Origin of the sequence: Larkinella humicola, from assembly GCF_008727875.1 — a bacterium.
GTDB classification, from domain to species: Bacteria; Bacteroidota; Bacteroidia; order Cytophagales; family Spirosomataceae; genus Larkinella; species Larkinella humicola.
The window spans coordinates 163,421-187,802 of record NZ_VTWS01000009.1; the positions used below are offsets into that span (position 1 = coordinate 163,421).

At 52.6% G+C, this 24,382-nt stretch carries 18 protein-coding genes; 9 read left to right on the top strand and 9 right to left on the bottom strand.

The window, feature by feature from the left end:
• Positions 1–66: 66 nt before the first annotated feature.
• From F0P93_RS27375 to F0P93_RS27390, 4 genes are all read right to left on the bottom strand, one after another.
• Complete coding sequence (locus F0P93_RS27375) at positions 67–1,440, bottom strand: MBL fold metallo-hydrolase (protein ID WP_150880953.1); 1,374 nt, start codon at positions 1,438–1,440, stop codon at positions 67–69.
• A gap of 185 nt (positions 1,441–1,625) precedes the next feature.
• Positions 1,626–3,197, bottom strand: coding sequence for an amino acid permease (locus F0P93_RS27380; protein ID WP_150880954.1), 1,572 nt, complete (start codon positions 3,195–3,197; stop codon positions 1,626–1,628).
• A 138-nt stretch (positions 3,198–3,335) separates the two neighbouring features.
• Entirely contained in the window at positions 3,336–6,335 is a 3,000-nt protein-coding gene (gene secDF, locus F0P93_RS27385) for a protein translocase subunit SecDF (protein ID WP_150880955.1), read from the bottom strand.
• 134 nt (positions 6,336–6,469) lie between these two features.
• Positions 6,470–6,844: a hypothetical protein gene (locus F0P93_RS27390; RefSeq protein WP_150880956.1), complete on the bottom strand. Its 375-nt coding sequence runs from the start codon at positions 6,842–6,844 to the stop codon at positions 6,470–6,472.
• 125 nt (positions 6,845–6,969) lie between these two features.
• Here F0P93_RS27390 and nadC point away from each other — a divergent pair, with 125 nt between their 5' ends.
• From nadC to nadB, 7 genes are all read left to right on the top strand, one after another.
• Positions 6,970–7,803: a carboxylating nicotinate-nucleotide diphosphorylase gene (gene nadC, locus F0P93_RS27395; protein WP_150880957.1), complete on the top strand. Its 834-nt coding sequence runs from the start codon at positions 6,970–6,972 to the stop codon at positions 7,801–7,803.
• A 3-nt stretch (positions 7,804–7,806) separates the two neighbouring features.
• A complete protein-coding gene (locus tag F0P93_RS27400) occupies positions 7,807–8,154 on the top strand; it encodes a nucleotidyltransferase domain-containing protein (RefSeq protein ID WP_150880959.1) in 348 nt (115 codons plus the stop codon).
• Entirely contained in the window at positions 8,106–8,537 is a 432-nt protein-coding gene (locus F0P93_RS27405) for a nucleotidyltransferase substrate binding protein (RefSeq protein ID WP_150880961.1), read from the top strand. The genes F0P93_RS27400 and F0P93_RS27405 overlap by 49 nt, the downstream gene beginning before the upstream one ends.
• A 114-nt stretch (positions 8,538–8,651) precedes the next feature.
• A complete protein-coding gene (gene nadA, locus F0P93_RS27410) occupies positions 8,652–9,575 on the top strand; it encodes a quinolinate synthase NadA (protein ID WP_374756789.1) in 924 nt (307 codons plus the stop codon).
• 11 nt (positions 9,576–9,586) lie between these two features.
• Entirely contained in the window at positions 9,587–9,808 is a 222-nt protein-coding gene (locus F0P93_RS27415) for a DUF2281 domain-containing protein (RefSeq protein ID WP_150880965.1), read from the top strand.
• A gap of 4 nt (positions 9,809–9,812) precedes the next feature.
• Complete coding sequence (locus F0P93_RS27420; RefSeq protein ID WP_191908935.1) at positions 9,813–10,199, top strand: type II toxin-antitoxin system VapC family toxin; 387 nt, start codon at positions 9,813–9,815, stop codon at positions 10,197–10,199.
• A 14-nt stretch (positions 10,200–10,213) separates the two neighbouring features.
• Positions 10,214–11,806 (top strand): L-aspartate oxidase, encoded by a 1,593-nt coding sequence (nadB, locus tag F0P93_RS27425; protein ID WP_150880969.1) that lies wholly within the window; start codon positions 10,214–10,216, stop codon positions 11,804–11,806.
• On the opposite strand, the gene F0P93_RS27430 is transcribed toward nadB, so the two are convergent.
• From F0P93_RS27430 to F0P93_RS27440, 3 genes are all read right to left on the bottom strand, one after another.
• On the bottom strand, positions 11,803–12,945 hold the full coding sequence (locus F0P93_RS27430) for a serine hydrolase domain-containing protein (protein WP_138994634.1): 1,143 nt from the start codon (positions 12,943–12,945) through the stop codon (positions 11,803–11,805). The genes nadB and F0P93_RS27430 overlap by 4 nt on opposite strands.
• A 284-nt stretch (positions 12,946–13,229) precedes the next feature.
• On the bottom strand, positions 13,230–14,504 hold the full coding sequence (locus tag F0P93_RS27435; RefSeq protein ID WP_150880970.1) for a dicarboxylate/amino acid:cation symporter: 1,275 nt from the start codon (positions 14,502–14,504) through the stop codon (positions 13,230–13,232).
• A gap of 93 nt (positions 14,505–14,597) precedes the next feature.
• Entirely contained in the window at positions 14,598–15,317 is a 720-nt protein-coding gene (locus F0P93_RS27440) for an arylesterase (protein ID WP_150880972.1), read from the bottom strand.
• 165 nt (positions 15,318–15,482) lie between these two features.
• Here F0P93_RS27440 and F0P93_RS27445 point away from each other — a divergent pair, with 165 nt between their 5' ends.
• Both F0P93_RS27445 and F0P93_RS27450 read left to right on the top strand, forming a co-directional pair.
• Entirely contained in the window at positions 15,483–16,181 is a 699-nt protein-coding gene (locus F0P93_RS27445) for an ABC transporter ATP-binding protein (protein ID WP_138994553.1), read from the top strand.
• Between the two features lie 65 nt (positions 16,182–16,246).
• Positions 16,247–18,757 (top strand): ABC transporter permease, encoded by a 2,511-nt coding sequence (locus tag F0P93_RS27450; RefSeq protein WP_150881068.1) that lies wholly within the window; start codon positions 16,247–16,249, stop codon positions 18,755–18,757.
• Positions 18,758–18,769: 12 nt separating this feature from the next.
• Here the strand turns inward: F0P93_RS27450 and F0P93_RS27455 are convergent, their stop codons facing one another.
• Entirely contained in the window at positions 18,770–21,481 is a 2,712-nt protein-coding gene (locus F0P93_RS27455; protein WP_150880974.1) for a PQQ-dependent sugar dehydrogenase, read from the bottom strand.
• Between the two features lie 194 nt (positions 21,482–21,675).
• The gene (locus F0P93_RS27460) at positions 21,676–24,345 is read right to left on the bottom strand and encodes an ABC transporter permease (RefSeq protein ID WP_225309668.1); all 2,670 of its coding nucleotides are present in this window, start codon (positions 24,343–24,345) and stop codon (positions 21,676–21,678) included.
• Positions 24,346–24,382: the final 37 nt, after the last annotated feature.

The following is a 24,382-nucleotide window of genomic DNA, read 5'->3' on the forward strand; positions in this document are numbered from 1 at the left end:
ATGGAAGGAAGAAAACCAGAAGTTCGGCGAGCACGCCCGAACTCATACCACGGACAACCGTTCCCGTTAATCCATCGGTACCGTGGTCTTCTTCATCGCAGCGATTCCTCCTTCCACATTCACCAGGTTGTCGAACCCTCTGGCTTTCAGGATCGAAGCCGCCACCATCGAGCGGTAACCGCCCGCGCAGTGGATGTATAACCGCTCGGTTTTGTCCACGTCGGTCAGGTGATCATTCAGCGTATCGAGCGGCCAGTTCCTGGCATCCCGAACGTGTTCAATGGCAAACTCGTCGGGCCGGCGAACATCCACGACGGTTCCTTCGCCATGTTGTCGGGCAAACGCACCGGCTGAGACGGAGTCGATGGCATCCACTTCTTTTCCGGCTTTTTGCCACGACGAAAAACCGCCTTCCAGGTAGCCAATGCTGTGATCGTAGCCCACGCGGGCCAGTCGCCGAACGGCTTCTTCTTCTTCACCAACGGCGGTGACGAGCGCAATGGGCTGCTTCAAATCCGGAATCAACGCGCCCACCCAGGGGGCAAACTGGCCGTCCAGTCCAATGTTGATCGCGTTGGGAATAAAGCCTTTGGCAAAGTCCGGCGCGTCGCGGACGTCGAGCACCAGCGCACCGGTTTCGTTGACAGCCGCTTCAAAAGCTTCTGGCGACAGAGCCTGATGGCCGCGTTCCATGACGTCGTCGATGGCTTCGTAGCCTTCTTTGTTGAGCCGGGCATTCTCCGCAAAATACGCCGGAGCTTTGGTTAGTCCGTCGAGTACGGCCTTGATAAACTCCTCTTTCGTTTGCGCCCGCAGTGCGTAATTAAACCGCTTCTGGTTCCCGAGCGTATCCGTCGTTTCTTTGCTCATGTTCTTCCCACAGGCCGACCCAGCCCCGTGCGCCGGATACACGATGACGTCATCTTGCAGCGGCATAATCTTCGCATGAAGGCTGTCGTACAGCATCCCGGCCAGATCGTGCTCGGTCAGATTGCCTTTGATGGCCAGATCCGGGCGGCCCACATCACCGATGAACAGCGTATCGCCGGTAAAAATCGCGTGGTTTTTACCGTTTTCATCCACCAGCAGATACGTCGTCGATTCCGGCGTATGGCCTGGTGTATGCAAGGCTTTGATGGTCAGTTTCCCGAGCTTGAACGCTTCTCCATCCTGCGCAATATAGGACTCAAAACGGGTTTGTGCGGTCTGGCCATACACAATCGTTGCGCCCGTCTTTTTGGCCAGATCAAGATGGCCGGAGACAAAATCAGCGTGAAAATGCGTCTCAAACACGTATTTGATCCGGGCTCCATTGTGTTCGGCTTTTTTCTGATAAGGAGCGGTTTCACGCAAAGGGTCAATCACGGCAGCCTCGCCCTCACTTTCAATATAATAGGCTCCCTGAGCCAGGCATCCGGTATAAAGTTGTTCGATTATCATCACGATTCATTTCCGTGCCCAAAGTTGAGAAAACTTTGGCAAAGCCAGGGGTCATTTAATAAAAACGCCTGAATCTAGACCAAGATTCAGGCGTTTTTGACATCGCTGGAAAAGGAGTTATACATGTAAAAGTGCTGTCTTGTGTGGTCCTTTTACATTTACTACTCAGCATTTTACATTCATAATTATTTAGCTCTCAGCTTGCTATGGTACCGTCCGTAGACGAAGTAAATCAACAAACCGATGCCCATCCAGACGAGCAGGCGGGTCCAGTTTTCCCAACCCAGGCTCATGATCATGGCCAGACAAATGAACGCACCCAGCGGACACACAATCAGGTACATGGGGGTTTTGAATGGACGAACCAGATTCGGGTCGGTTTTGCGCAGAATCATGATGCCCAGACACACCAGCACGAAGGCAAACAGCGTTCCGATGCTGGTCATGTCACCCACGACGCTATCGGGAATGAACGCGGCAAAAATGGAAACAAAGACAAAAAACACCCACTGCGACCGGTACGGTGTTTTGTATTTCGGGTGCAGTTTTGAAAAAATCGCCGGCACCAGCCCATCCTTGCTCATGGTGTAGAATACGCGGGTTTGACCCAGCAACATCACCAGAATTACCGAAGAAAAACCGGCCAGGATCGCTACCGTTACCAGGGAAGCCAGCCACTCATAACCGGGCATGTAATGCGTAATGGCGTAAACGACCGACGCTTCTCCCCCGTGGCCCATGAATTCTTTGTAGGGTGCCAGACCAGTCAGGACGTGCGAAAACAGAATGTACAGAAACGTACAGATCGCCAGCGAAACCAGAATACCGACGGGCATATCCTTCTGCGGATTCTTGGCTTCCTGCGCGGCTGTTGAAACCGCATCGAAACCGATGAACGCAAAGAACACGATACCGGCGCCCCGCAACACACCCAGCCAGCCGTGGTTGAGCGGATCGGCGTAGTTGTGAATCTGGCCGGTGCTCAGCGTAGCCGTTCCCGCATCAGCCGGAATCAGATACGGCACGTGGTTGGCGGGGTTGATGAATTTCCAGGCGAGGGCGATGATCAGCAAAACAATGCTTACTTTCACAATCACGATAATGTTGTTGAACGTCGCCGACTCCTGCGTTCCCCGGATCAATAACAAACTCAACATCAGCAGAATAAAGACCGCTGGCAGGTTGATGATCCCGTGCACACCCGCTTCACCGGCGTACATGCCCAGCCCGTCGCTGATCTGAAAGGGGGAGTGACACCATTGATAGGGTATGTGAAACTTGAAGAAGTCATAGAAGAGTGCGTTGAGGTATTGCGACCAGCCAATCGAAACCGTGGCCGCACCCAGTGCGTATTCCAGCACCAAATCCCAGCCAATAATCCAGGCGATAAATTCGCCCATCGTAGTATAACTATAGGTGTAGGCACTACCCGCAATGGGAATCATCGACGCAAACTCGGCATAACACAACCCGGCGAGCGCACAGGCAAAGGCCGCAATGGCAAACGAGATGGTAACCCCCGGCCCGGCGTGTCCCCCAGCCGCGGCTGCGGTTCGGACGAATAACCCGGCACCGATGATGGCCCCAATCCCGAGAGCAATCAGGTTCGTTGAGCTTAACGTGCGTTTTAAAGTTCCCTCCTGACTAATCGGATCCAGACTGTTTGGCTCGGCAGCCGTCTCTTCCATGAGCTTGGTGATCGACTTCTTGGCCCAAAGTTGATTCTTAGTTTGGGTTGATGCTTTGGTAGACTCCATATAGAACCGAATAAAATTTTACGGATTAAATGTTTTGCAAAATAAGGCTTTTGTGGTTGTAGTCAATACAAGAAAACCGAAATATAAAAAAGGGATAAAGACGATCATAGTCCTTATCCCTTTTTTCATGCATCACCCTTAGGCTTTGGCGCGGGCTGCTTTGCCGGTTGCCGGCGGTTCCGGCGTAACGGCTACTTCGTTGAGCTGGTCGCGGCTCAAAGCATCGACCACAATCGGCGTTGCCACGAAGAGCGACGAATACGTTCCGACAATGACCCCGATCAGCATCGCAAACGAGAACCCACGGATGGTTTCGCCACCGAAGAAGAACAGCACGATCAACACCAGCATGGTCGAAAGACCCGTTACGGCGGTGCGGCTTAGGGTACTGTTCAAAGCGTTGTTGATAATCACCGGAATGCTTTCCTTGCGGCCTTTCGTATCGTTCAGGTATTCCCGAACGCGGTCAAAGACGACGACGGTATCGTTCATGGAATACCCCATGATGGTTAACAAAGCCCCGATAAACGCCTGATCGACATCCAGTGAGAACGGCAACCAGCCATTACCAATCGAGAAAATAGCCAGAATGATCAGCACGTCGTGGAACAACGCGACGACGGCACCGTAACCAAAAGCCAGCTTCTTAAACCGGATCAGAATGTAACAGAATACCACCGCAACGGCCATCAAAATCGACCAGAGGGCCGAGTAAATCAGGTCATTGGCAATGGCGGGACCTACTTTCTGCGAACTTTCGATGCTGCTTTTATTACCCTGTATTTTAGTCAGACCGGCGAGCAATTTCGATTCCGTCTGTTTGTCGGCTTCCGGCGTAGTGGCATCAGCCAGGTAGCTGGTCGTAATCTTGACTTGATTAGCCGCTCCAATACCAGTACCACCATACGTTTTTACTTCGAGTGAGCCAGGCAACTCATTTTCCAGTGCATTTCGCACGTCATCGGTACTGACGCTGTTTTCGAAACGAACGACATACGACCGTCCTCCTTTGAAATCAACCCCCAGACCGAAGCCTTTGAAAATCACCGAAATGATCCCCAAAGCGATGATAACCGACGAAATCGTGTAATACAACTTCCGGCGCGATACGAAGTCAAACGACGAGTCTTTGAACAGGTTTTTTGACCAACTGGTTGCAAAAGGCAACGTTTTACCATTCTTCACGTATTGTTCCAGGATAATCCGGGTGATGAAGATGGCGGCAAACAGCGATGTGAGGATACCGATGACGAGCGTGGTGGCAAAACCCAGAATCAGACCCGTTCCAAAGATAAACAGGATCACACCGGTTAAGAGCGTTGTTACGTTCGAGTCGATGATGGATGAATAAGCATTCGTAAAACCGTCGGAAATCGCCTGCTTGAACGGTTTTCCCAGTGCCAGTTCCTCTTTGATCCGCTCAAAAATCAGTACGTTGGCATCGACGGCCATACCGATCGTCAACACGATACCGGCAATACCGGGCATGGTCAAAACCGCCCCCAGCGAAGCCATGATGCCCAGCAGGAAGAAGAGGTTGACAAACAGGGCAAGGTCAGCAATGAAACCGGCGCTACCGTAGTAGGCTACCACGAAAATCAGGACGATGATCAACCCCACTACCGACGAAAGAACCCCCGCCGAAACCGCTTCTGAACCCAGCGTGGCACCAACGACGGCTTCTTCCACAATGTTGGTAGGCGCAGGTAATTTACCGGCTTTCAGGATGTTGGACATATCCTTGGTTTCGTCCACGGTGAAGTTTCCCGAAATGCTGGAGCTTCCATTCGGAATTTCGTTCTGCACCGTTGGCGCGGTATACACCAGGTTATCGAGAATGATGGCAACCGGACGGTTGATGTTGGCCGCCGTCAGCGCGCGCCATTTGCGGGCCCCTTCCGCGTTCATTCGCATGGTGACTTCCGGACGGCCCCGGTCGTCGTAATCGTTGGTGGCATCGACAATCACATCGCCTTCCAGGGGTGCTTTGCCCGCCGGTTTCCGAATAAAGTACAACGGCAGAATTTCCTTGTTGTCGTTGGTAACAATGGCTTTCCGATCCCACATCAGAACGGCATCCGCCGGAAACAACGCTTTCACGTTGGCACGGCTCAGAATATCGTTGGCGCGAGCCGTATCTTTCAGGTAAACCCCCAGTTGGTTCTGCGACATCGGCACGAACAGGCTCGTCAAAGCCGCGTTCTGGGCCGCCGTTGCCGACGTATCCGACTTGGCGCTATCGCCTTTTGCCGCCTGGTTTTTCTGCGCTAACTGAGCCGCCAGCGAGTTGTCTTTTTTCGTCGTGTCCGTGGTTGCTGTCGTTACAGCCGGTTTTTGGCTAGCCGCAATTTTTCGTTCGGCTTCCATCTGCACGAGGTAAGCACCCAGTTGATCCAGCCCACCGGCCACATCGTTCAGGGTATAGACTTCGGCAAATTCCAGTTTGGCAGCCCCCGACAACAGACGACGAACACGCTCCGGATTATCAACACCCGGTAATTCGATCAGAATCCGGCCCGAACCCGGCAACCGCTGGATGTTCGGGTTGGCAACCCCAAACTTATCGACCCGCGCCTGAATGATCTGGAACGCCCGGCTGATGGAACCGTCGACTTCGTCGTTGATCAGTTTGCGAACTTCGGCATCCGACGACTGAAAGTTGATTTTGCCCCGGTTGGTGCTGTTGGCAAAAATCGTCGCCAGTTTCGTGTTGGGCGCCACCTCTTTGTAGGCGCTGATAAAATTATCCACAAATTTCGATTGCCCCGATTTCTGGGCTTCAGTCGCTTTTTTCAGCGCCTGTTCGAATTTCGGATCCCGGGTGCCACCGGCCAGACCGCGCAGGATTTCGGAGGGCGACACTTCCAGAACGACGTGCATACCGCCCTGTAAATCAAGACCCAGGCCCAATTCGCGCGTGGTTACTTCTTCCAGCGTGTTGCCCAGATAAACCGGTTCTTTCCAGAGGGAATCGATGTAATGCTGCTTTTTGGTGATGTCCACATCACCCTTCGTGTTGGTAGCGTAGGTAGTCGCGTCATTTTTAATGCTGTTCGACACGAACGTAAACGACAGATAGTAAATGCACAATAGCGCAACTACACCCGTCAGAATGAGTATTCCGACTCGGTTTTGCATTGAAATAGAAAAAAGAGATGAGATTAAAGAATAAAGAGAACGCGAAGAGTGAAAAGCCGGGAGACATCGAAAAACCGTATTCAGTACGGTTATAATTCTAGCATCTCTTGTCTAACCTCTCACTTCTAGAAAAATCAGGGCGCATTAATGGCGATGTGATGCCCGAAAACGTAGCGAAAAAACGAGAAGTAGAAATAAGGAACCTCCGAATACCGGGGAATAACCGTCTGTTTCAGAACAAAAAACAAGACGGGCGGTGGCAGCAGATAAACCGCCTGCGCGAAACCAAACGTCAGCGCGGGCGTGACAACGGCATCAAACGAGGTCGCCTGAACGACAACCTGCTGGGCATCGGCGGCTTTCTTTTCCTTCTTCGGCGTTTGAACAGTTTGCTTTGCGGAAAGTTGTTCAACAGACAACCACGAAGGCCCGCCCGATGCTACCAGGAGTAGCAAGCCGGTCAGGAAGAGGCTCATCAAACGAATACAATCGTTACGCTGTTGCTTCATGGACGTTTAAAATGGTTCGCCGGAACGAGGGGAACAAATTTCGTGATAGTTCGGCAAGAAAGCAAATCGGTTTTTTTCGGGTATTTTTTCAAGAAGTCCACTAACTTTCGCCGAAATAATTGAAAATGACATTACAGGAGTTTATCAAACTGGCCCTAGCTGAAGATGTTGGCGACGGCGATCATACCTCGCTCTCGACCATTCCGGCCGATGCCCAGAAGCGCGCCCGGCTTTTGGTGAAGCAAGATGGCGTGCTGGCGGGTGTTGAAGTGGCCGAAGCGGTTTTTCGGGAAGTGGACCCGGACTTGCAGGTTCACATCAACATGCAGGATGGTTCGGCCATTCATTACGGCGATATTGTGTTGACGGTCAGCGGCCGGGCGCAGTCGATTCTGAAAGCGGAGCGGCTGGTGCTGAACTGCATGCAGCGCATGAGCGGCATTGCTACCCACACGCGAACGATGGTAAACATGCTGGAAGGCACCAAAACCCGGTTACTGGATACGCGAAAAACAACGCCGAACTTCCGGATTTGCGAAAAAATGGCAGTCAAAATCGGGGGTGCCATCAACCACCGTTTCGGTCTCTTTGATATGATTCTGATCAAAGACAACCACCTCGACTATGCGGGCGGGATTGAAGCCGCCGTTACCAAAGCCGTTCAGTATCTGAAAGCCACCGGGCGCACCCTGCCGATTGAAGTGGAAGTGCGAAATCAGAAGGAAGTGGAAGAGGTGCTGCGCATCGGGCAGATCGACCGGATGTTGCTGGACAACTTTGCACCGGCGGAACTGAAGCGGATGGTGGAACTGATCGACGGGCGGATGGTGACGGAAGCATCGGGCGGAATCAACGAAACCAACCTGCGCGACTACGCGGATTCCGGCGTCGATTACATTTCGTCCGGTGCCCTGACCCACCAGGTTAAGAGCCTGGACATGAGTTTGAAAGCCTATTAACGGATGAAAACGCTGAGTGAACGACAGGAGGAAGCACTGACCTATTGCCGTGAGATAGTTCTGAAACACCTCGACCTCAACCGATACGGCGTTTTTCTGTTTGGAAGCCGGGCTGCTGGAAAAGGGCGTCGCCATTCAGACATCGACATCGGATTTATCGGGCCAGAACCAATCAATCCAGCTATATTGGATCGATTGCAGGAAATCTTTGATGAAAGCGATTTGCTGTATAAAGTGGATTTAGTAGACTTTTCTCAAATCCGGGATGGTGATTTTAAACGTATTGCCTCAGAATCTGTACAATGGTGGAACAGCCCAGCGAATCTCTCCGCAGAAAAATTGTTGAATTAAAACGAGCCGTCGACGGCTTCGGTCAGGTCATGCAGTATGACTACAGCGGTCGAAATTCCATTGAACTGGACATCTATAAAAATGCCTGTATTCAGAAATTTGAATACTGTACCGAGTTAGGCTGGAAAACTGTAAAGCGGATTTTGGACGAGCAGGGAGGAGAATCGCCCGCATCACCTAAATTGGTCTACCGGCATTACTTTCTGAATTTATTCAGCGACGAAGACATGACGGACGCTCTTTTTCAGACGATCAACGACCGGAATTTACTGAGTCACGTTTATAAAGAATCGGTCTTTGATGAGGTATATGAGCGTTTACCCAGGCATCTTTCCACATTGAAACAACTGGTTTCAATGGTTCAAAAAGTACTTGGCGAATAATTTTTAGATTGAATTTGTTTACACACTATGGCAACGATCCCACTCACTTTAGATGAAGAAATCCGGCAAATCGGTTACATCAGCCGCTCCACGCCGAAAGAAAAAGAGGTTTTGATGGACGAAATCCGGCGGATGAAAAAAGAGAAAAACGCCGTGATTCTGGCCCATTACTACGTCGACAGCGACATTCAGGATCTGGCCGACTACATCGGCGACAGCCTCGGCTTGTCGCAGCAGGCAGCCGCCACCAGTGCCGACATGATTGTGTTCTGCGGGGTGCATTTCATGGGCGAAACCGCCAAAATCCTGTCGCCCCACAAGAAAGTCGTCATTCCCGACATGAACGCCGGTTGTTCGCTGGCCGACTCGGCCCCGGCCGACCAGTTTGCGTCTTTCAAAGCCCAGCACCCGGACCATATTGTGATCAGTTACATCAACTGCTCGGCGGAAATCAAGGCGTTGTCAGACATCATCTGCACGTCGTCCAATGCCGTGAAGATTGTCGAAAGTCTGCCGAAAGACCAGAAAATCATCTTCGCGCCGGACGCCAACCTGGGGCGGTTTGTGGCCAAGAAAACCGGTCGGGATCTGGTGTTATGGGATGGGGCCTGCATTGTCCACATCGATATTTCGCTGGAAAAACTGACGGCTTTACGCCAGAAATACCCCGAAGCCAAGTTCATTGCTCACCCCGAATGCCAGGAACACATTCTGAGCCAGGCCGACTACGTGGGTTCGACTACGGGCCTGTTGAAATACGTGACGGAGCAACCCGACGAGGTGTTTATTGTTGGCACCGAAGCCGGTATTCTGCACAAGATGAAGCAGTCGGTTCCGAACAAGAAAATCATTCCGGCTCCGGCGAGTGAGAACAATACCTGCGCCTGTTCGGAATGTCCGTACATGAAAATGAACACGCTCGAAAAGCTGTACAATGCGTTGTATTACGAAAAACCGGAGATTTTTGTCCCGGAAGACATTCGCGTGAAAGCGGAAGCGTCGGTTTTGCGGATGCTGGAAATGAGTAAGGGATTGTAAACAATTTGATTATGGAACTGACTGCTCAAGTTGGCTTTGAGGAGTTGCTCCAAGCCGTCAAGAAACTTTCGCCGGAAGAGAAGCAGTCTTTACAAGCCGTTCTATCCACTGAAACAGCAGCAGAAAAGCCTGAACCAGCTAAAGAAAGGAAATTCGGTACAATGAAAGGCCTTGTGACCTATATGGCTGATGACTTTGATGCGCCTTTGGATGATTTCAAGGACTATATGTAAATGTATGAAGTACCTACTGGATATGCACGTTCTCCTTTGGCTATTGGAAGATGATACATTGATTCCTGTCGAAACGCTTATTAATCTGAAAAAACCGGTTAATCGTCTTTCTGTGAGTATTGTTAGTATTTGGGAGATAGGCATCAAACAAAGCTTGGGTAAGCTTTCGTTAACGCGTTCGATACAAGATATTATCAATGAGTTACCTAATCTTTCTATCGCTTTGATGCCTATCTTGCCCACTCATATTATAGAACTTACCAAATTACCATTTCATCATCACGACCCATTCGACCGTCTGTTGATTGCCCAATCCTTATCAGAGGGCCTAACTGTTGTCAGTAAAGATGCTTATTTTCCACTCTATTCCATTTCAGTAAAGTGGAAATAATAATTTCCTAACCCATGCCCCAACACTTCGATTTCCTCGTGATCGGCTCCGGAATTGCCGGACTCAGCTACGCCACCAAACTGGCGATTCATTTTGAAGAAACCGGCCAGCCCGTCCGGATTGCCGTCATTACCAAAGTCCGGGCCGACGAGACCAACACCAAGTATGCCCAGGGCGGCATTGCCGCCGTGTGGGCCGAGGAGGATTCATTCGAGAAACACATCGAGGATACGATGATCGCGGGCGACTTCCTGAGCAAACGCGAGGTGGTCGAAATCGTGGTGCGCGAAGCGCCCGAGCGGATACGCGAACTGATCGACTACGGTACCCGGTTCGATAAGGAAGACGACGGCGACTACGACCTCGCCCGCGAAGGCGGCCACTCCGACCACCGGATTCTGCACTTCAAAGACATCACCGGGGCCGAAATCGAGCGGGCATTGCTGGAAAAAACCCAGTCACTACCGGCCATTGAAATTTTCACGCATTACTACGCCGTTGACCTCATCACGCGCCACCACCTCGGCGAAACCGTCCACCGCTACGACAACGATAACCGCTGTTTCGGAGCTTACGTGCTGAATACGCATACCGGCCAGGTCGAAATGTTTCTGGCGAAAACCACGCTACTGGCCACGGGTGGCATTGGCAACGTCTACCAAAGCACCACCAACCCGACGATTGCGACGGGCGACGGCATTGCCATGGCCTACCGCGCCAAATCGATCTGCAAGGACATGGAATTCATCCAGTTCCACCCGACAGCCTTGTACGAACCGGGCAAAAAACCGAGCTTCCTGATTTCCGAAGCCGTGCGCGGTTTTGGCGGTATTCTGAAAACGATCAAGGGCGAGACGTTCATGGAGCACTACGATGAGCGTCTGTCGCTGGCTCCACGCGACATTGTGGCTCGTGCCATCGACTCCGAGATGAAAAAATCCGGTGATCCGCACGTGTATCTGGACGTGACGCACTGCGATTTCGAGAAATTTGTCGAGCATTTCCCCAACATTACGGCCTACTGCCAGGATAACCTGGGCATCGACATCCGGAAAGACTACATTCCCGTCGTTCCCGCGCAGCATTACCTCTGCGGGGGCATCAAGGTGAACGAATACGGCCAAACGAATATCAACTTCCTGTATGCCGCCGGCGAATGTTCCTGCACCGGTTTGCACGGAGCCAACCGACTGGCTTCCAACTCCTTACTCGAAGCGGTGGTGTTCGGTCACCGGGCGTATCTGAAAACCGTCGAGAACTTCAACGAAGCCGCGATCCCGGATAACCTGCCGGAATGGAACGACGCCGGAACGACGCACCCGGAAGAACTTGTGCTGGTGACGGAAATGCAGCGCGAACTGGAGTCGATCATGTCGAACTACGTCGGCATTGTTCGTACCAACCGGCGGATGAAACGGGCACTCGACCGGCTGGAGCTGATTTATCTGGAACACGAAGAACTCTACCGGCAGTCGAAAGTCTCGAACCGGATCTGCGAACTGCGGAATATGATCGAAGTGGCGTATCTAGTAATCAAAGCCGCCATGGCCCGGCACGACAACCGGGGACTGCATTTTAACCAGGATATCGAGAAAGAAACCGTTTAAACGTCGACCTCGCCGGTTTCGGCTTCCGGTTCGGCGTTGGAGGGGTGGCCGTGCAGCACTTCGAGCAGTTCCTTGACCTGATAAATCGACTTGTTGTAGCGGTTGCCTAGCAGAATGATCACAAAATCGTCTTTCGGGCTGAACCAGAACAGGCTGTTGTAACCTTTCCACCAGCCGGTGTGGTAAATGTATTCCGGCTGATTCTGGTTGTTGACGTACATCCGAAAACCGTATCCGTAATTTTTCGTGCCTTTGCGCTCGAAACTGCGGGGCAAAAAGGCTTCGGCCAGCAGGGATTTCCGCATCAGACAGTCGCCGTTAAGGGCACGATACCACTTAAACAAATCGCCAACGGTCGAATAGATTCCCTTGTCACCCACCACGTTATCGTAATAATCCTTCGGAATCCGGCGGTTCCACTGGTAGCCTGCCGTGCGAAACTGGTTGATGGAATCGTTGCGGGTGGTGGCTACCCAGGTGTTCCTCATGCCGAGCGGTTCGAAGATGTTTTTCTTGGCAAACTGATCGAACGACATGCCCGTAATTTTCTCGATGATGGCCGCCAGCACGCAGTAGTTGGTGTTGCTGTAGCTGAACGTGCGGCCCGGAATGTTGTAGCGCTGCGGTGTAGGATGCACGTTGGCGAACCAGTACATGATTTCGCTGTTGTTCGGATACGGTTTTTCGAACTTGTAAAAATTCGTCCGCATGCTGTCTTCAAAAGCGTAGGCATAGTTCGGCAAACCGCTCCGGTGCGACAGCAGGTTTTCGACCGAAATGCCGTGGTACGGAAAATCCGGAAAGAATTTTTGAATTGTGTCGTTCAGTTTCAGCTTCCCGGCTTCGATCAGTTTGAGCGTAGCCACCGCCGTGAAGGTTTTGGAAAGCGACGCCAACTGAAATTTGGAGTTTTCGTTGAGCGAGTCGCGGGAAGAGCTTTCGAAATGGGCCAGCCCAAACGTGTTTTTGTAAAGAATAACGCCTTTCTGCGCGATCAAAACGTTGCCGTTGAAACCCGCCCGCACCTTGCCGCGAATGATGGCTTCAATTTTCGCAATTTTCGCATCGGCCCCGATTTGTTGCCGAATGGCACGCTCCTCCGCCGAACTCAGGGTCTGTTCCTCGGCGCAATTGTGCATGGCATTCGCCGAACGCTTCAATTTCTTCTCTTCACTCGAATCGCACCCAAGGAGGATACAAATGGCAATAATTCCTGCCCAAATTCCCGAAACTCTCATTCCATTACGTTGATATGCACTGACGCGCCCCTGAACTGTTTTTTGCACTGAATAAAACAAAAATACATTTTTTCTCCTGACACCGCAGGGCTTTTTTATCGTACCGTCAGTATTTCGCCCCCAACCCCCTAAAGGGGACTTTTGTCGGATGACTGAAGTCCCCTTTAGGGGGTTGGGGGCATTTGTCAGTATTTATAATCCGTCAGCTCCTCTTTTTCCATTTTACCGAAGGCCTTCTGCATTTTCGCCCGGTCAAACTCTTTCTCATTATTGGCGATGAAAATCGTGGCAACCGTATTGCCGATGATGTTGGTAATGGAACGGGCTTCCGACATAAACCGGTCGACGCCCAGCAGCAGCGCCAGCCCTTCGACCGGGATCACCCGCACGGCCGTCAGCGTCGAGGCCAGTACGATAAAACCGCTGCCCGTCACGCCCGCGGCTCCTTTGGAGGTAATCATCAGAATGCCGATGATGGTCAGTTCCTGCCCCAGCGTCAGATCCACACTGAAAACCTGCGCCAGAAAAATCGTCGCCATCGACAGGTAAATCGTCGTACCATCCAGGTTGAACGAGTAGCCCGCCGGAATCACCAGCCCCACCACCGACCGCGAACAGCCCATGTTTTCCAGTTTATCCATCACCTGCGGCAAGGCCGACTCCGATGACGACGTCCCGAAAACGATCAGCAGTTCTTCCTTGATGTATTTCAAAACACTCCACAAACTGACGCGGTAATAGCGCAGAATCAGGTTCAGAATCACGAAGATGAACAGGAACATGGTCAGATAAACCGTCCCCATCAGTTTAGCCAGCGGCAGCAGCGTGGCCAGTCCGAATTTACCGATGGTGTAGGCCATACCGCCCAGTGCGCCCAGCGGAGCCAGCGTCATGACCACGTTCAGGATGTTGAAAAACACCCGCGACAGCTTTTCGAACGTCACAATCAGCGAATGCCCGCGCTCGCCCATGCGCGTCAGCCCAATGCCGAAAAACACGGAAAAAACCAGCACCTGCAAGATTTCCCCCTCGGCGAAGGCTTTGATGGCATTGTCGGGAACGATGTGCATGAAAAACTTGACCCAGTCCAGGTCTTTTCCCTGCGACGTATACGCCGAAATATCACCGCCCTGCACCGAGGAGGCATCCACCCCGGCACCCGGTTTCACCCAGTTGGCAATAACGATCCCGATTATGAGCGCAACGGTTGTCACGATTTCAAAGTACAGAAGCGCTTTCCCCCCTACCCGGCCCACCTTCTTCAAATCGCCCATATTGCTGATTCCCAACACGATGGTCAGGAAAATGATGGGTGCAATCACCATCTTGATCAGATTAATGAACAGATCACCCAGCGGTTTGAGTTTAGCCGCCGTAGTGGGGAAAAAGTGACCGATCAGAATCCCGAGCGTAATGGCGACCAGAACGCGAAAAGTCAGGTTGTTTAGAAGTTTGCGCACAGCAGGGTAGGTTTATGAAAAAGGTTGGGGGAGGGAATCCGTTAGGTTTTAAAAACCTAACGGGTTTATAGATTGGTCTGTAGATTCATTCACTCACAAGGATTGTTTCTGAAGCACCGGCTCCAGCACTTTCCAGACGTTTTCGGCCACGATTTTATGGCCTTCTGCCGTAGGGTGAATGCCGTCGGCCTGGTTCAATTTAGGAATACCGCCGACATCTTCGAGCAAAAAGGGAATCAGCTCGGCTTTGTTTTTCCGGGATAACGTTACGAAAAGCTTATAAAATTGACTCGAATAATCGGTTCCGAGGTTGGGCGGAATGTGCATACCGGCTATCACAATCTGAACCTGCGGATTTTTTAGCTTTACGGTGTCGATAATCGCCTGCAGATTTTTCCCGGAATCATCGAGCGGAATGCCGCGCAGCCCGTCGTTGGCCCCCAGTTCGAGCACAAACACATCGACCGGTTTTCGCAACACCCAACTGATGCGGCTTTTACCACCCGCCGTCGTTTCTCCACTCACCCCGGCGTTAATAATCTGGTAGTCATAGCCTGCCGCTTTGGCTTTTTCGCCAACCAGGGCCGGAAAGGCTTCCGCCGGGTCCAGGCCGTAGCCCGCCGTCAGGCTGTTCCCGAAGAACAAAATCGTTTTTTTCTGACTTTTTGCCGGTTGGGTGCTGTCGGCCGCAGCCGGTTTTTCTTCCTGCGCCTGGCTGGTTTCCGTTTTGGAAGTACAGCCCACCACCGACGCCAGCAGCGACAAACCGGCTATCCAGACCTTATAATTCGCCATGGTTTTCAATAAATTCATTGTTTACGCAATTTTCAGGATGAAGTTTCAGCCGATTACCAACAAAAATAAGGGTATTTTATCCATTTAGACCCATTTCTTACCCTTTATCAAATATTCCGTCCCTCGCGGTGAATAAAACGGCAACGAATTGGTTATCTAAACATTCCGTTAAGCTACTGACTTATGAGTATTCTGCGTGCCGAGAATCTGACAAAAACCTACCAGAGCGGAGGTCGAACCCTAACCGTTCTGAATTCCGTGAGTTTCGAAATACAGCCTGGTGATACCTTTTCCATCGTCGGGCCTTCGGGCAGCGGTAAAACCACCCTCCTGGGCCTGTGTGCCGGGTTAGACCGGGCCTCTTCGGGCAGCATCTATCTGAATAACATCAAATTAGACACCCTCAGCGAAGACGAACGCGCTGCCGTTCGCAACCAATACGTCGGCTTTATTTTCCAGAATTTTCAGTTGCTGCCCACCCTGACAGCCCTCGAAAACGTCATGGTTCCGCTCGAATTGCGGGGCGAGAAACGGGCGGGAAAAACCGCTCAGGAACTGCTGGAACGGGTGGGTTTGGGCCAGCGCGGTCACCACTACCCCACCCAACTGTCGGGGGGCGAGCAGCAACGGGTTTCGCTGGCACGCGCCTTCGCCAACCGCCCCAAAATCCTGTTTGCCGATGAACCAACGGGCAATCTGGACACCGATACCAGCGCCACGGTGGTTGACTTAATTTTTGAACTGAACCGCGAAGCCGGAACGACGCTGGTGCTGGTGACGCACGACCTCGAACTGGCCTCCCGCACCCAGCGCATCATCCGGATCAAGGGCGGCAATCTGGTGTCAGATACATTAACCGGAAACCGTATCGCTACCAACTGATGGATCGTGAAATTCCCAAGATAAAACCGCAGGCAGCCTCGATTTTCGATCCCTGGCTGTGGAAAATGGCCTGGCGCGACAGTCGCCGGAGCCGGCAACGGCTGTTTTTATTCATGTCGGCCATTGTGCTCGGCATTGCTGCCCTGGTCGCCATCAATTCGTTTGGCGACAACCTTTCGCGCAGCGTCGATGAGCAGGCCCGCGAACTGATCGGCGCCGATCTGGTGCTGTCGTCCAACAAAGAAATCAACAAAAACACGGAGCAGTTTCTGGCCAAAATCAGCCCGGAACGCAGCCGGGAAGTGGCGTTTCCGTCGATGGTTTTGTTTCCGCGCTCCCAGGGCGTCCGGCTGGCGCAGGTGAAAGCCATTCAGGGCAAATTTCCGTATTACGGGGCCTGGGACACCCAGCCTGCCGATGCGGTGGCGCTGTTTCGGAAAGCGAACCAAAACCGGCAGCGGGTTGCACTGGTCGATGATGCGCTGCTCGTGCAACTGAATGCCAAACCCGGCGATTCGGTGAAAGTCGGGAAGCTCATGTTTTACGTGGCCGGTCGGGTGATGAAAATTCCGGGGCAGTCGGCGGTTACGACCACGGTGGCGCCAACGGTTTTTATTCCGTACGGTTTTCTGCCGGAAACGGGCCTGCTGCAACGCGGCAGCCGGGCAACCTACCGTTCGTATTACCAGTTTGCACCCGGCACTGATGTTGACAAATACGTCAAAACGATTTCGCCCCGGCTCGACAAACTGGGTATCAATTCCGACACGGTGACGGAACGCAAAGAGCAAACCGGGCGGGCTTTCGCGGACTTGACCAAGTTCCTGAATCTGGTCGCTTTTGTTGCTTTGTTACTTGGTTGTGTGGGCGTGGCCAGTGCCGTGCATCTCTACGTGAAAGAGAAAGTGGCCTCGGTGGCCGTGCTGCGTTGCCTGGGCGCAACGGGTCGGCAGGCGTTTTTGATTTACCTCATCCAAACCTCGCTGATGGGTCTGCTGGGTGCCATCGTCGGGGCGCTTCTGGGTTCGGTGGTGCAACTGATGCTGCCTGCGGTTTTCGGGAGTTTTCTGCCGGTCGATGTGGTTACTGAAATATCCTGGAAAGCCGTGGCCCAGGGCGTCGGTGCGGGCTTGATCATTGCCATTTTGTTCGCGTTGCTGCCGTTGCTGGTGATCCGGAAGGTGTCGCCCCTGCGCACACTCCGCAGTTCGTACGACGACGATGTGACCGGCCGTGATCCGCTTCAGTGGGCGGTTTATTTTCTGATAGTACTGTCGATTACCGGTTTTGCCTACTGGCAAATTCGCGACTGGAAAATGGCCGTCGGTTTTACGGCCGGGCTGGCTTTTGCCTTTGGCGTTCTGACGGGCATTGGCCAACTGCTAATGGTTCTGGTACGCCGGTTTTTCCCGGTTTCGTGGAGTTACATCTGGCGGCAAAGTCTGGCGAATTTGTATCGACCCCAGAATCAGACGCTTATTCTGGTGATTTCGATTGGGCTAGGCGCGTTTCTAATTGCGACGCTGTACCTGACGCAGACGCTGTTGTTGAGCCGGGTGCAACTCTCGTCCAGTGGCAATCAGGCCAACATGGTGCTGTTCGATATTCAGAATGAGCAGAAAGCCGGGGTTCAGCAACTGGTCAAAAACCACCGTTTGCCGGTTCTTCAGAACGTTCCGGTGGTCACCATGCGGCTGACCGAAATCAACGGGCGGACGGTAGAAGCCATTCAGAAAGACACGAGTGCCAAAATTCCCGACTGGGCGCTGACCCGCGAATACCGCGTGACCTACCGCGATTCACTGATCAGTTCCGAAAAATTAACCGCCGGAAAAGCACCTTACCAGACCAATGACCAGGTCTACATTTCGGTGGAAAAAGGCTATCTGGAGCGCATGAAACTGAAGCTGGGCGATAAACTGACGTTCAACGTACAGGGTTTGATCGTGCCGACCATCGTGGGCGGAACCCGTGAGGTGGACTGGAACCGCATTCAGACCAATTTCCTGATTGTTTTCCCCAAAGGCGTGCTCGATCAGGCACCGCAGTTTCACGTGTTGATGACGCGCGTTGGCGACACCCAGCAATCGGCCTCGTTTCAGCGGGATCTGGTTACTCATTTCCCGAACGTCTCGGCCATCGACCTGGGATTGATTCTGCAAACGATCGATGAAGTGCTGGAAAAAGTCTCGTTCGTGATCCGGTTTATGGCCCTGTTCAGCATCATTACCGGTTTGCTGGTATTGAGCAGTTCGGTGATTATCAGCAAATACCAGCGAATTCAGGAGAGCGTTCTGCTCCGAACGCTGGGTGCCAACCGCCGTCAGATTCTGCTCATCACGCTGATCGAATACCTGTTTCTGGGTCTGCTGGCAGCTTTTTCGGGGATCGTCTTATCGCTGTTCGGCACCTGGGCATTGGCGTACTTCGTCTTCGAAGTGCCGTTCAGCCCCAATTTCGTGCCCTTGCTGGCGGTTGTGGGCATTGTCACCAGCCTGACCATCGTCATCGGTTTGCTCAACAGCCGCGGGGTGCTGGTGCGGCCGCCCCTGGAAGTGTTGCGGGCCGAAGCCTGATTCCCAAACCGGTTAGTTTAGTTTCACGACTTTAACCGTTTTGCTCCGGGTCGGCGTACTGATCCGGAGCAAAAGCAGACCCGCCGGGTGATGATTCAAGCCCAGCGCGTGACGCTCCACTTCCTGCGCTTGCTCCAGTTGTCGCTCGCTGATGAGTCGCCCGTTCAGATCGTTCAGTTGCAGACGCAGCGGCTGACCGGCGGCTCCCCGAACTTCCACCACCAGTTCATCGCCGGTGACGGGATTTCCCCGAATGATCACCTCCAGCCCAAGCTCTTCGGTGGATGCCGACAACCGGGCGGAAGAGGCACATTGTAACGCTATCGGGGAGCCTTTGAGCGTGTAGGTGCTGTTCTTCACCTTCGCACTGATCTGGTGATTGACGTTATCCCGCACCGCCGAAGGCGTTTGAAAGACGTACCCGTGTTCGCCATTGCCCTTACCGGCATCTTTCAAATCCTGCCGGTAATTTTTGGCTTCGGCGGTTCCGATCGCGTTCCCATCCGCAAAGAACTCGACAGTCAGGGGCGTATTCGGTTTGTTGCGATCCCAGACCCAGCCCCGTATTTCCTGACAGTTCACCACCGACAAATACCCTTCGAAATTTCCGGTCACAACCGGCGGAGGAGCAACCGTTCCGTTGACGGTCAGGGTCAGCGTAGTCGAAACCGGCGTTTGTTTACCGTCCGTGGCCGCATACGTCAGGTTGAAAGTCCCCGGCTGCGTGGGCGTTCCGCTGATCACCCGGGTAACGGCATTGAAACTCAAGCCCGACGGCAGGCTTGTCAGGGAATACGACAATGGATCACTTTCGGCATCCGAGAAAGCAGGCAGGGCGGCCGAAGTGTAGGCCACGTTGACCGGAGCCGTCAGGGACGAAACCGATGGAGCCACCGGGGCTGCGTTGGTCGGCGGGAGACCTGTACCCACGCAGTTGATGGTTTTGGGGGACCACTTCAAAATATACGTGGAGCCTTGCACCCGCCCCCAGATCGTGTGCGTCTGATTGTCCTTCAGGCTTTCCGGTACGACAAAACTATACCCGTGTTCGCCATTGCCTTTGTTGGCATTTTTCAGATCCTGCCGGTAGATATTCGCCAGCGTCGACCCGATCAAAACCGCCGTGGCACTCGTGGCACCGTCCAGAAACTCGACGGAAAGGGGCAAGTTGGGTTTGTCCCGGTTCCAGACCCAGCCGGAAAGGGTGCTGCAATTGACCACATCCAGATACCCTTCAAAATTGCCGGTGACGACCGCACCGCCCGCAGCCACCGTCAGAGAAATCGACAGGTCGGTTTTCAGGAGACCATCGGTTGCCGAATAAACCAGCGGAAACGTGCCTGACTGGGTAGGCGTCCCGCTGATCTGGCGGCTACCGGCGTTGAAGGTCAGCCCCGCAGGCAAGCTTGTCAGCGCATAGGTTAAGGGGTCGGCATCCGGATCGGCAAAAACCGGCAGGGTAGTTGTGAAAGCCTGGCCAGCCGTTGCGGCCAGCGCAGGCGGGGATGGCGCTACGGGCGGACGATTCGTTACCACCGGTGATTCAGTCGTTGCGATCCGGTACAGCGATCCTTCGTTGAACGTCAGAACGTAGAGTTCGCCATCCGATCCTTCGCCAAAACCGATGGGATTCACCAACGCTGGCGATTGCAGAATCGTCTGGTACGTATTATTAGCCTCCCGGCGCAGCAACCACAATTTTCCCTGCGCATAGTCCCCGTATACATACCAGCCCCGCAGGGATGGATAGGCATTGCCCCGGTAGACGTAGCCCCCCACCACCGAAGCCGACTGGTTGCCGTTGTTGGAAAAACCCGCGTACTCGTGCAGGGGCATTACCAGACTTTGCGACGGATTGCAGTCGGCCGTTGCGTACGGATGCGCACCTTCGTAGCAACGCCACCCGAAATTCTGGGCCGCAGGCACGATTTTACTGGCATTGGCCGCCACAAAGTCGACTTCTTCGTACCCGTCCTGTCCATTGTCACCCAGCCAGAGGTCACCCGTTTCCCGGTCGAAACTACACCGCCAGGGATTGCGCAAACCGCGGGCCCAGATTTCGTCCGGAATCCCATCGCCGGGAGTCAGATACGGGTTGGTCGGCGGAATACTGTACGGTGAACCGCTGTTGACATCGATGCGCAGGATTTTCCCGTACCATTTCTGAAGATTCTGCGCATTCCCCAGCACATCGCCCATTTGTCCCCGGCCCATGTAACCATCATCGCCGACAAAGATGTACAGATAGCCATCGGGCCCAAACAGGATTTTGCCACCCCGATGGCCTTTATCGGGAAACGGAAAGGTGATGAGCACCCGCTCACTCGCCAAATCCGCGATATTCGGATTGCTGCCGTTTCGGGTAAACCGGGAGAGAATGCTTTGTCCGTCTTTCTGATTATAAAAGACGTAGAAATAGCCATTGGTAGCAAAATTGGGGTGGAAAGCGATGCTGTAAACCCCATTGAATTCGACATCAATCAGTCGATTGGCAGGAATTTGGAGAAAAGGCGTTGAAAGAACCGTACCGGTCGGCTCAATGATCTTGATTTTACCGCCCATTTCGGCGACAAACAGCCGATTTGTACCGGCACTGACCACATCGACCGGTTTGGTTAGTCCCGTCGCAACGGTCTGCAAGCGAAGTTGTGGCGTTTGCGACCAACCGGCCAAGCTGATGACATACAGACTAATACTCCAAAATAAAGTAGCGTATCTTTTCATGAAGGCGGGAGTTGGGTTTCTAAATATACCCAAAGTTCCGGCTCTCGTTCTGGATAGCCTGTTAATCCTGTACCAAATGCTGTTGATCCTGTGCCAAATTCGCACAATCAGCCATTTTTATCCAAAAAACCAGAAAACCGCCGTCAAACTTCGTTATTCGCTATTTGTTGTTCAGTATTCGATAGTCCATTGGGTCATTCATTCCGCAGCGTCTTCACCGGATTCATCAACGCGGCTTTGATGCTTTGAAAGCTCACCGTCAGCAGGGCAATTCCGACAGCCAGCACACCGGCCACGACGAAAATCCACCAGTCGATTGTAACCTTGTAGGCAAATTCTTCTAGCCATTGGGTCATGCCCCACCAGGCAACCGGAGAAGCCAGTACCAGCGCGATCAGAATGAGTTTGAGAAAGTCTTTGGAGAGTAAGGCCACCACACTGCCCACGGATGCGCCCAGCACTTTCCGAACGCCAATCTCTTTCGTACGTTGTTCGGCGTTGTAGGTTGCCAATCCGAATAGCCCTAAACAGGCGATGAAGATCGTCAGGCTGGAGAAGAGAGTTAATACCTGTTCTATTTTTTGCTCACCGACATAAACCTGTTCAAACCGGTCGTCCAGAAACGAATAGGAAAAAGGGGCTGCGGGCGAAAATACCTCCCATTGCTGCTTTAAGGAAGTGAGAAGCTGCGGAAGGTTATCTGTACGGGTTTTGACCAGAATGTTGCCGGAGTTTCTACCCAAAAACATGGCCAATGGCCCGATTTTCTGCCGCAGGGATTCGAAATGGAAATCGCTTACCACGCCAACTACCCGGTAAATTATATATGCGCCCTTATCGTCCGTGGAGCCGATCAACTCCCTTCCAATCGGATTCTTCTGCCAGCCCAATGCCTGAACAGCGGTTTCATTCAGAATAACCCCTGAAGCATCAGTAGGAAACTGTTTTGAAAAATTGCGCCCCTGGACCATATGCATTCCCAAAGTAGGAATGTACTCCGGATCAACAAAGTAGAACCGGGTCATGACGCCCTGATCCGGATTTTCCTTAGCCCTGACGGTGGTGTTATCCAGGTTGGTTTTCCCGACAGGAACCTGCCCCGAAATACTCCCCATGACGACTTGCGGAGATCGGATGATCTGATCGCGAAATACGGCTTCGTTGCTTCGAAGCATGTTCGAATCATGAATCACCAGTACCTGTTCGCGATTAAAACCCACTTTCTGGCTTTGCATGTAGCGCAGTTGTCGATCTGCCGTAACGGTAGCAATAATCATTGAAATGGTGATGAAAAATTGAAAGACCACCAAACCGCTTCGCAGGTTGAAACGCCCTCTTCCGGCTGTAAACCGCCCTTTCAAGACCAAAACCGGCTTAAAGGAAGACAGGTAAAAAGCCGGGTAGCTACCGGCGAGCAGTCCCACCAATACCGTTCCCGCTACCAAACCAGCCGCTATGTAAGGCTCGGTCAATAAATGGATTGTCAGGGTCTTGCCAGTGAGTTGATTAAAGGAGGGAAGTGCTATACCAACAACCAGCAAACCAACCAACAGTGCCAACAGCGCCAACAGAACCGATTCGAGCAGAAACTGTTGCTGCAGTTGTCCTTTCACCGACCCCATCACCTTACGTACCCCAACCTCACGCGAACGACGGACCGCCGTGGCCGTCGACAGATTCATGAAGTTTACACAGGCAATCAGCAACATAAAGCCGGCGATGGCTGTCAGCACGTATATGTACATGATATTCCCACCCTTGTTCGATTCGGTCCTGGAATACAAATGGATTTCGGTGAGTGGTTGCAGTAAAACGCCGAAATCATCACCCCGCTCGCGAAACTGTTTCGGGGTCAGTTTCAGGAATTGCTGTATTTCACTCCCAATCTGTTTTTCGGCGAGTTGGGGAAGTTTGGCCTCCAGCCGTTTATAATCGTAGCGCTCGGGCAGAAGCAGATAGGTTTGATAGCTCATGTTATACAACCAGCCCGACCCATCAATGATTTCGTCACGACCGACCAGCGTCGCCAGCATATCGAACTGAAAATGAGAGTTCGTCGGTACATTTCGGACCACGCCTGTAACCCGATAAGGCGTCTTGTCGCTGCCGAATGACAGGATTTTTCCGATCGGCTCCTGATTACCGAAGTATTTCCTGGCGGTTTCTTCGGTCAATACCACCGTGTTTGGCTCTGTCAACGCCCGCTTCGGATTCCCTTTCAGGAACGGAATGGTGAATACTTCGAAAAAAGAGGAGTCGGCAAGCAGCAGGTTATCTTGTCGGAATGAGGTGGTTCCATAGCTGACAAACTCACTTCCCCCGCGGATACGCGTTGCGTTTACTACTTCGGGGAATTCCTGTTTCAAATTTCGGGCGGCATTCTGGCCTAAACCGTCTCCACCAAGGTCCTTACCGTTCAACCGCAAGTTGAGTCTGACCCGGAAAATCCGATCTGCTTTCTCATTGTACCGGTCGTAGGATAATTCATCCTGCACGTATAGCATAATTAGTATGCAGGTAGCCAATCCGATGGCTAACCCAACTATGTTGATGCCGGTGGAAACTTTTTGTCGTTTCAGGTTGCGAAAGGTGATTTTTAGATAATTCCGAATCATAGAAATACGCAGGTTTGAAGGGTTACTGTAGTGATGTTTACGATGTCGTCGGCGCACAAACGGCGGCAAAACTGACAGCACATTGAGCAAATACCGTAAAACCGCCTGAGTTTCCCCCGCTCGGTTATACCAATACGTATACAATTCGTCCAGATCGCCCTCGACTTCCTCCAGCGTTTCCGCCGGATGAAGCCAAGCCAGAAGCCGCTGCGCCCAGCGGGGAGGAGGTGGGGGATTTGTGGAGGTCATCTGAAATTTTTTAATGTCAAATGATAAATACAAAATG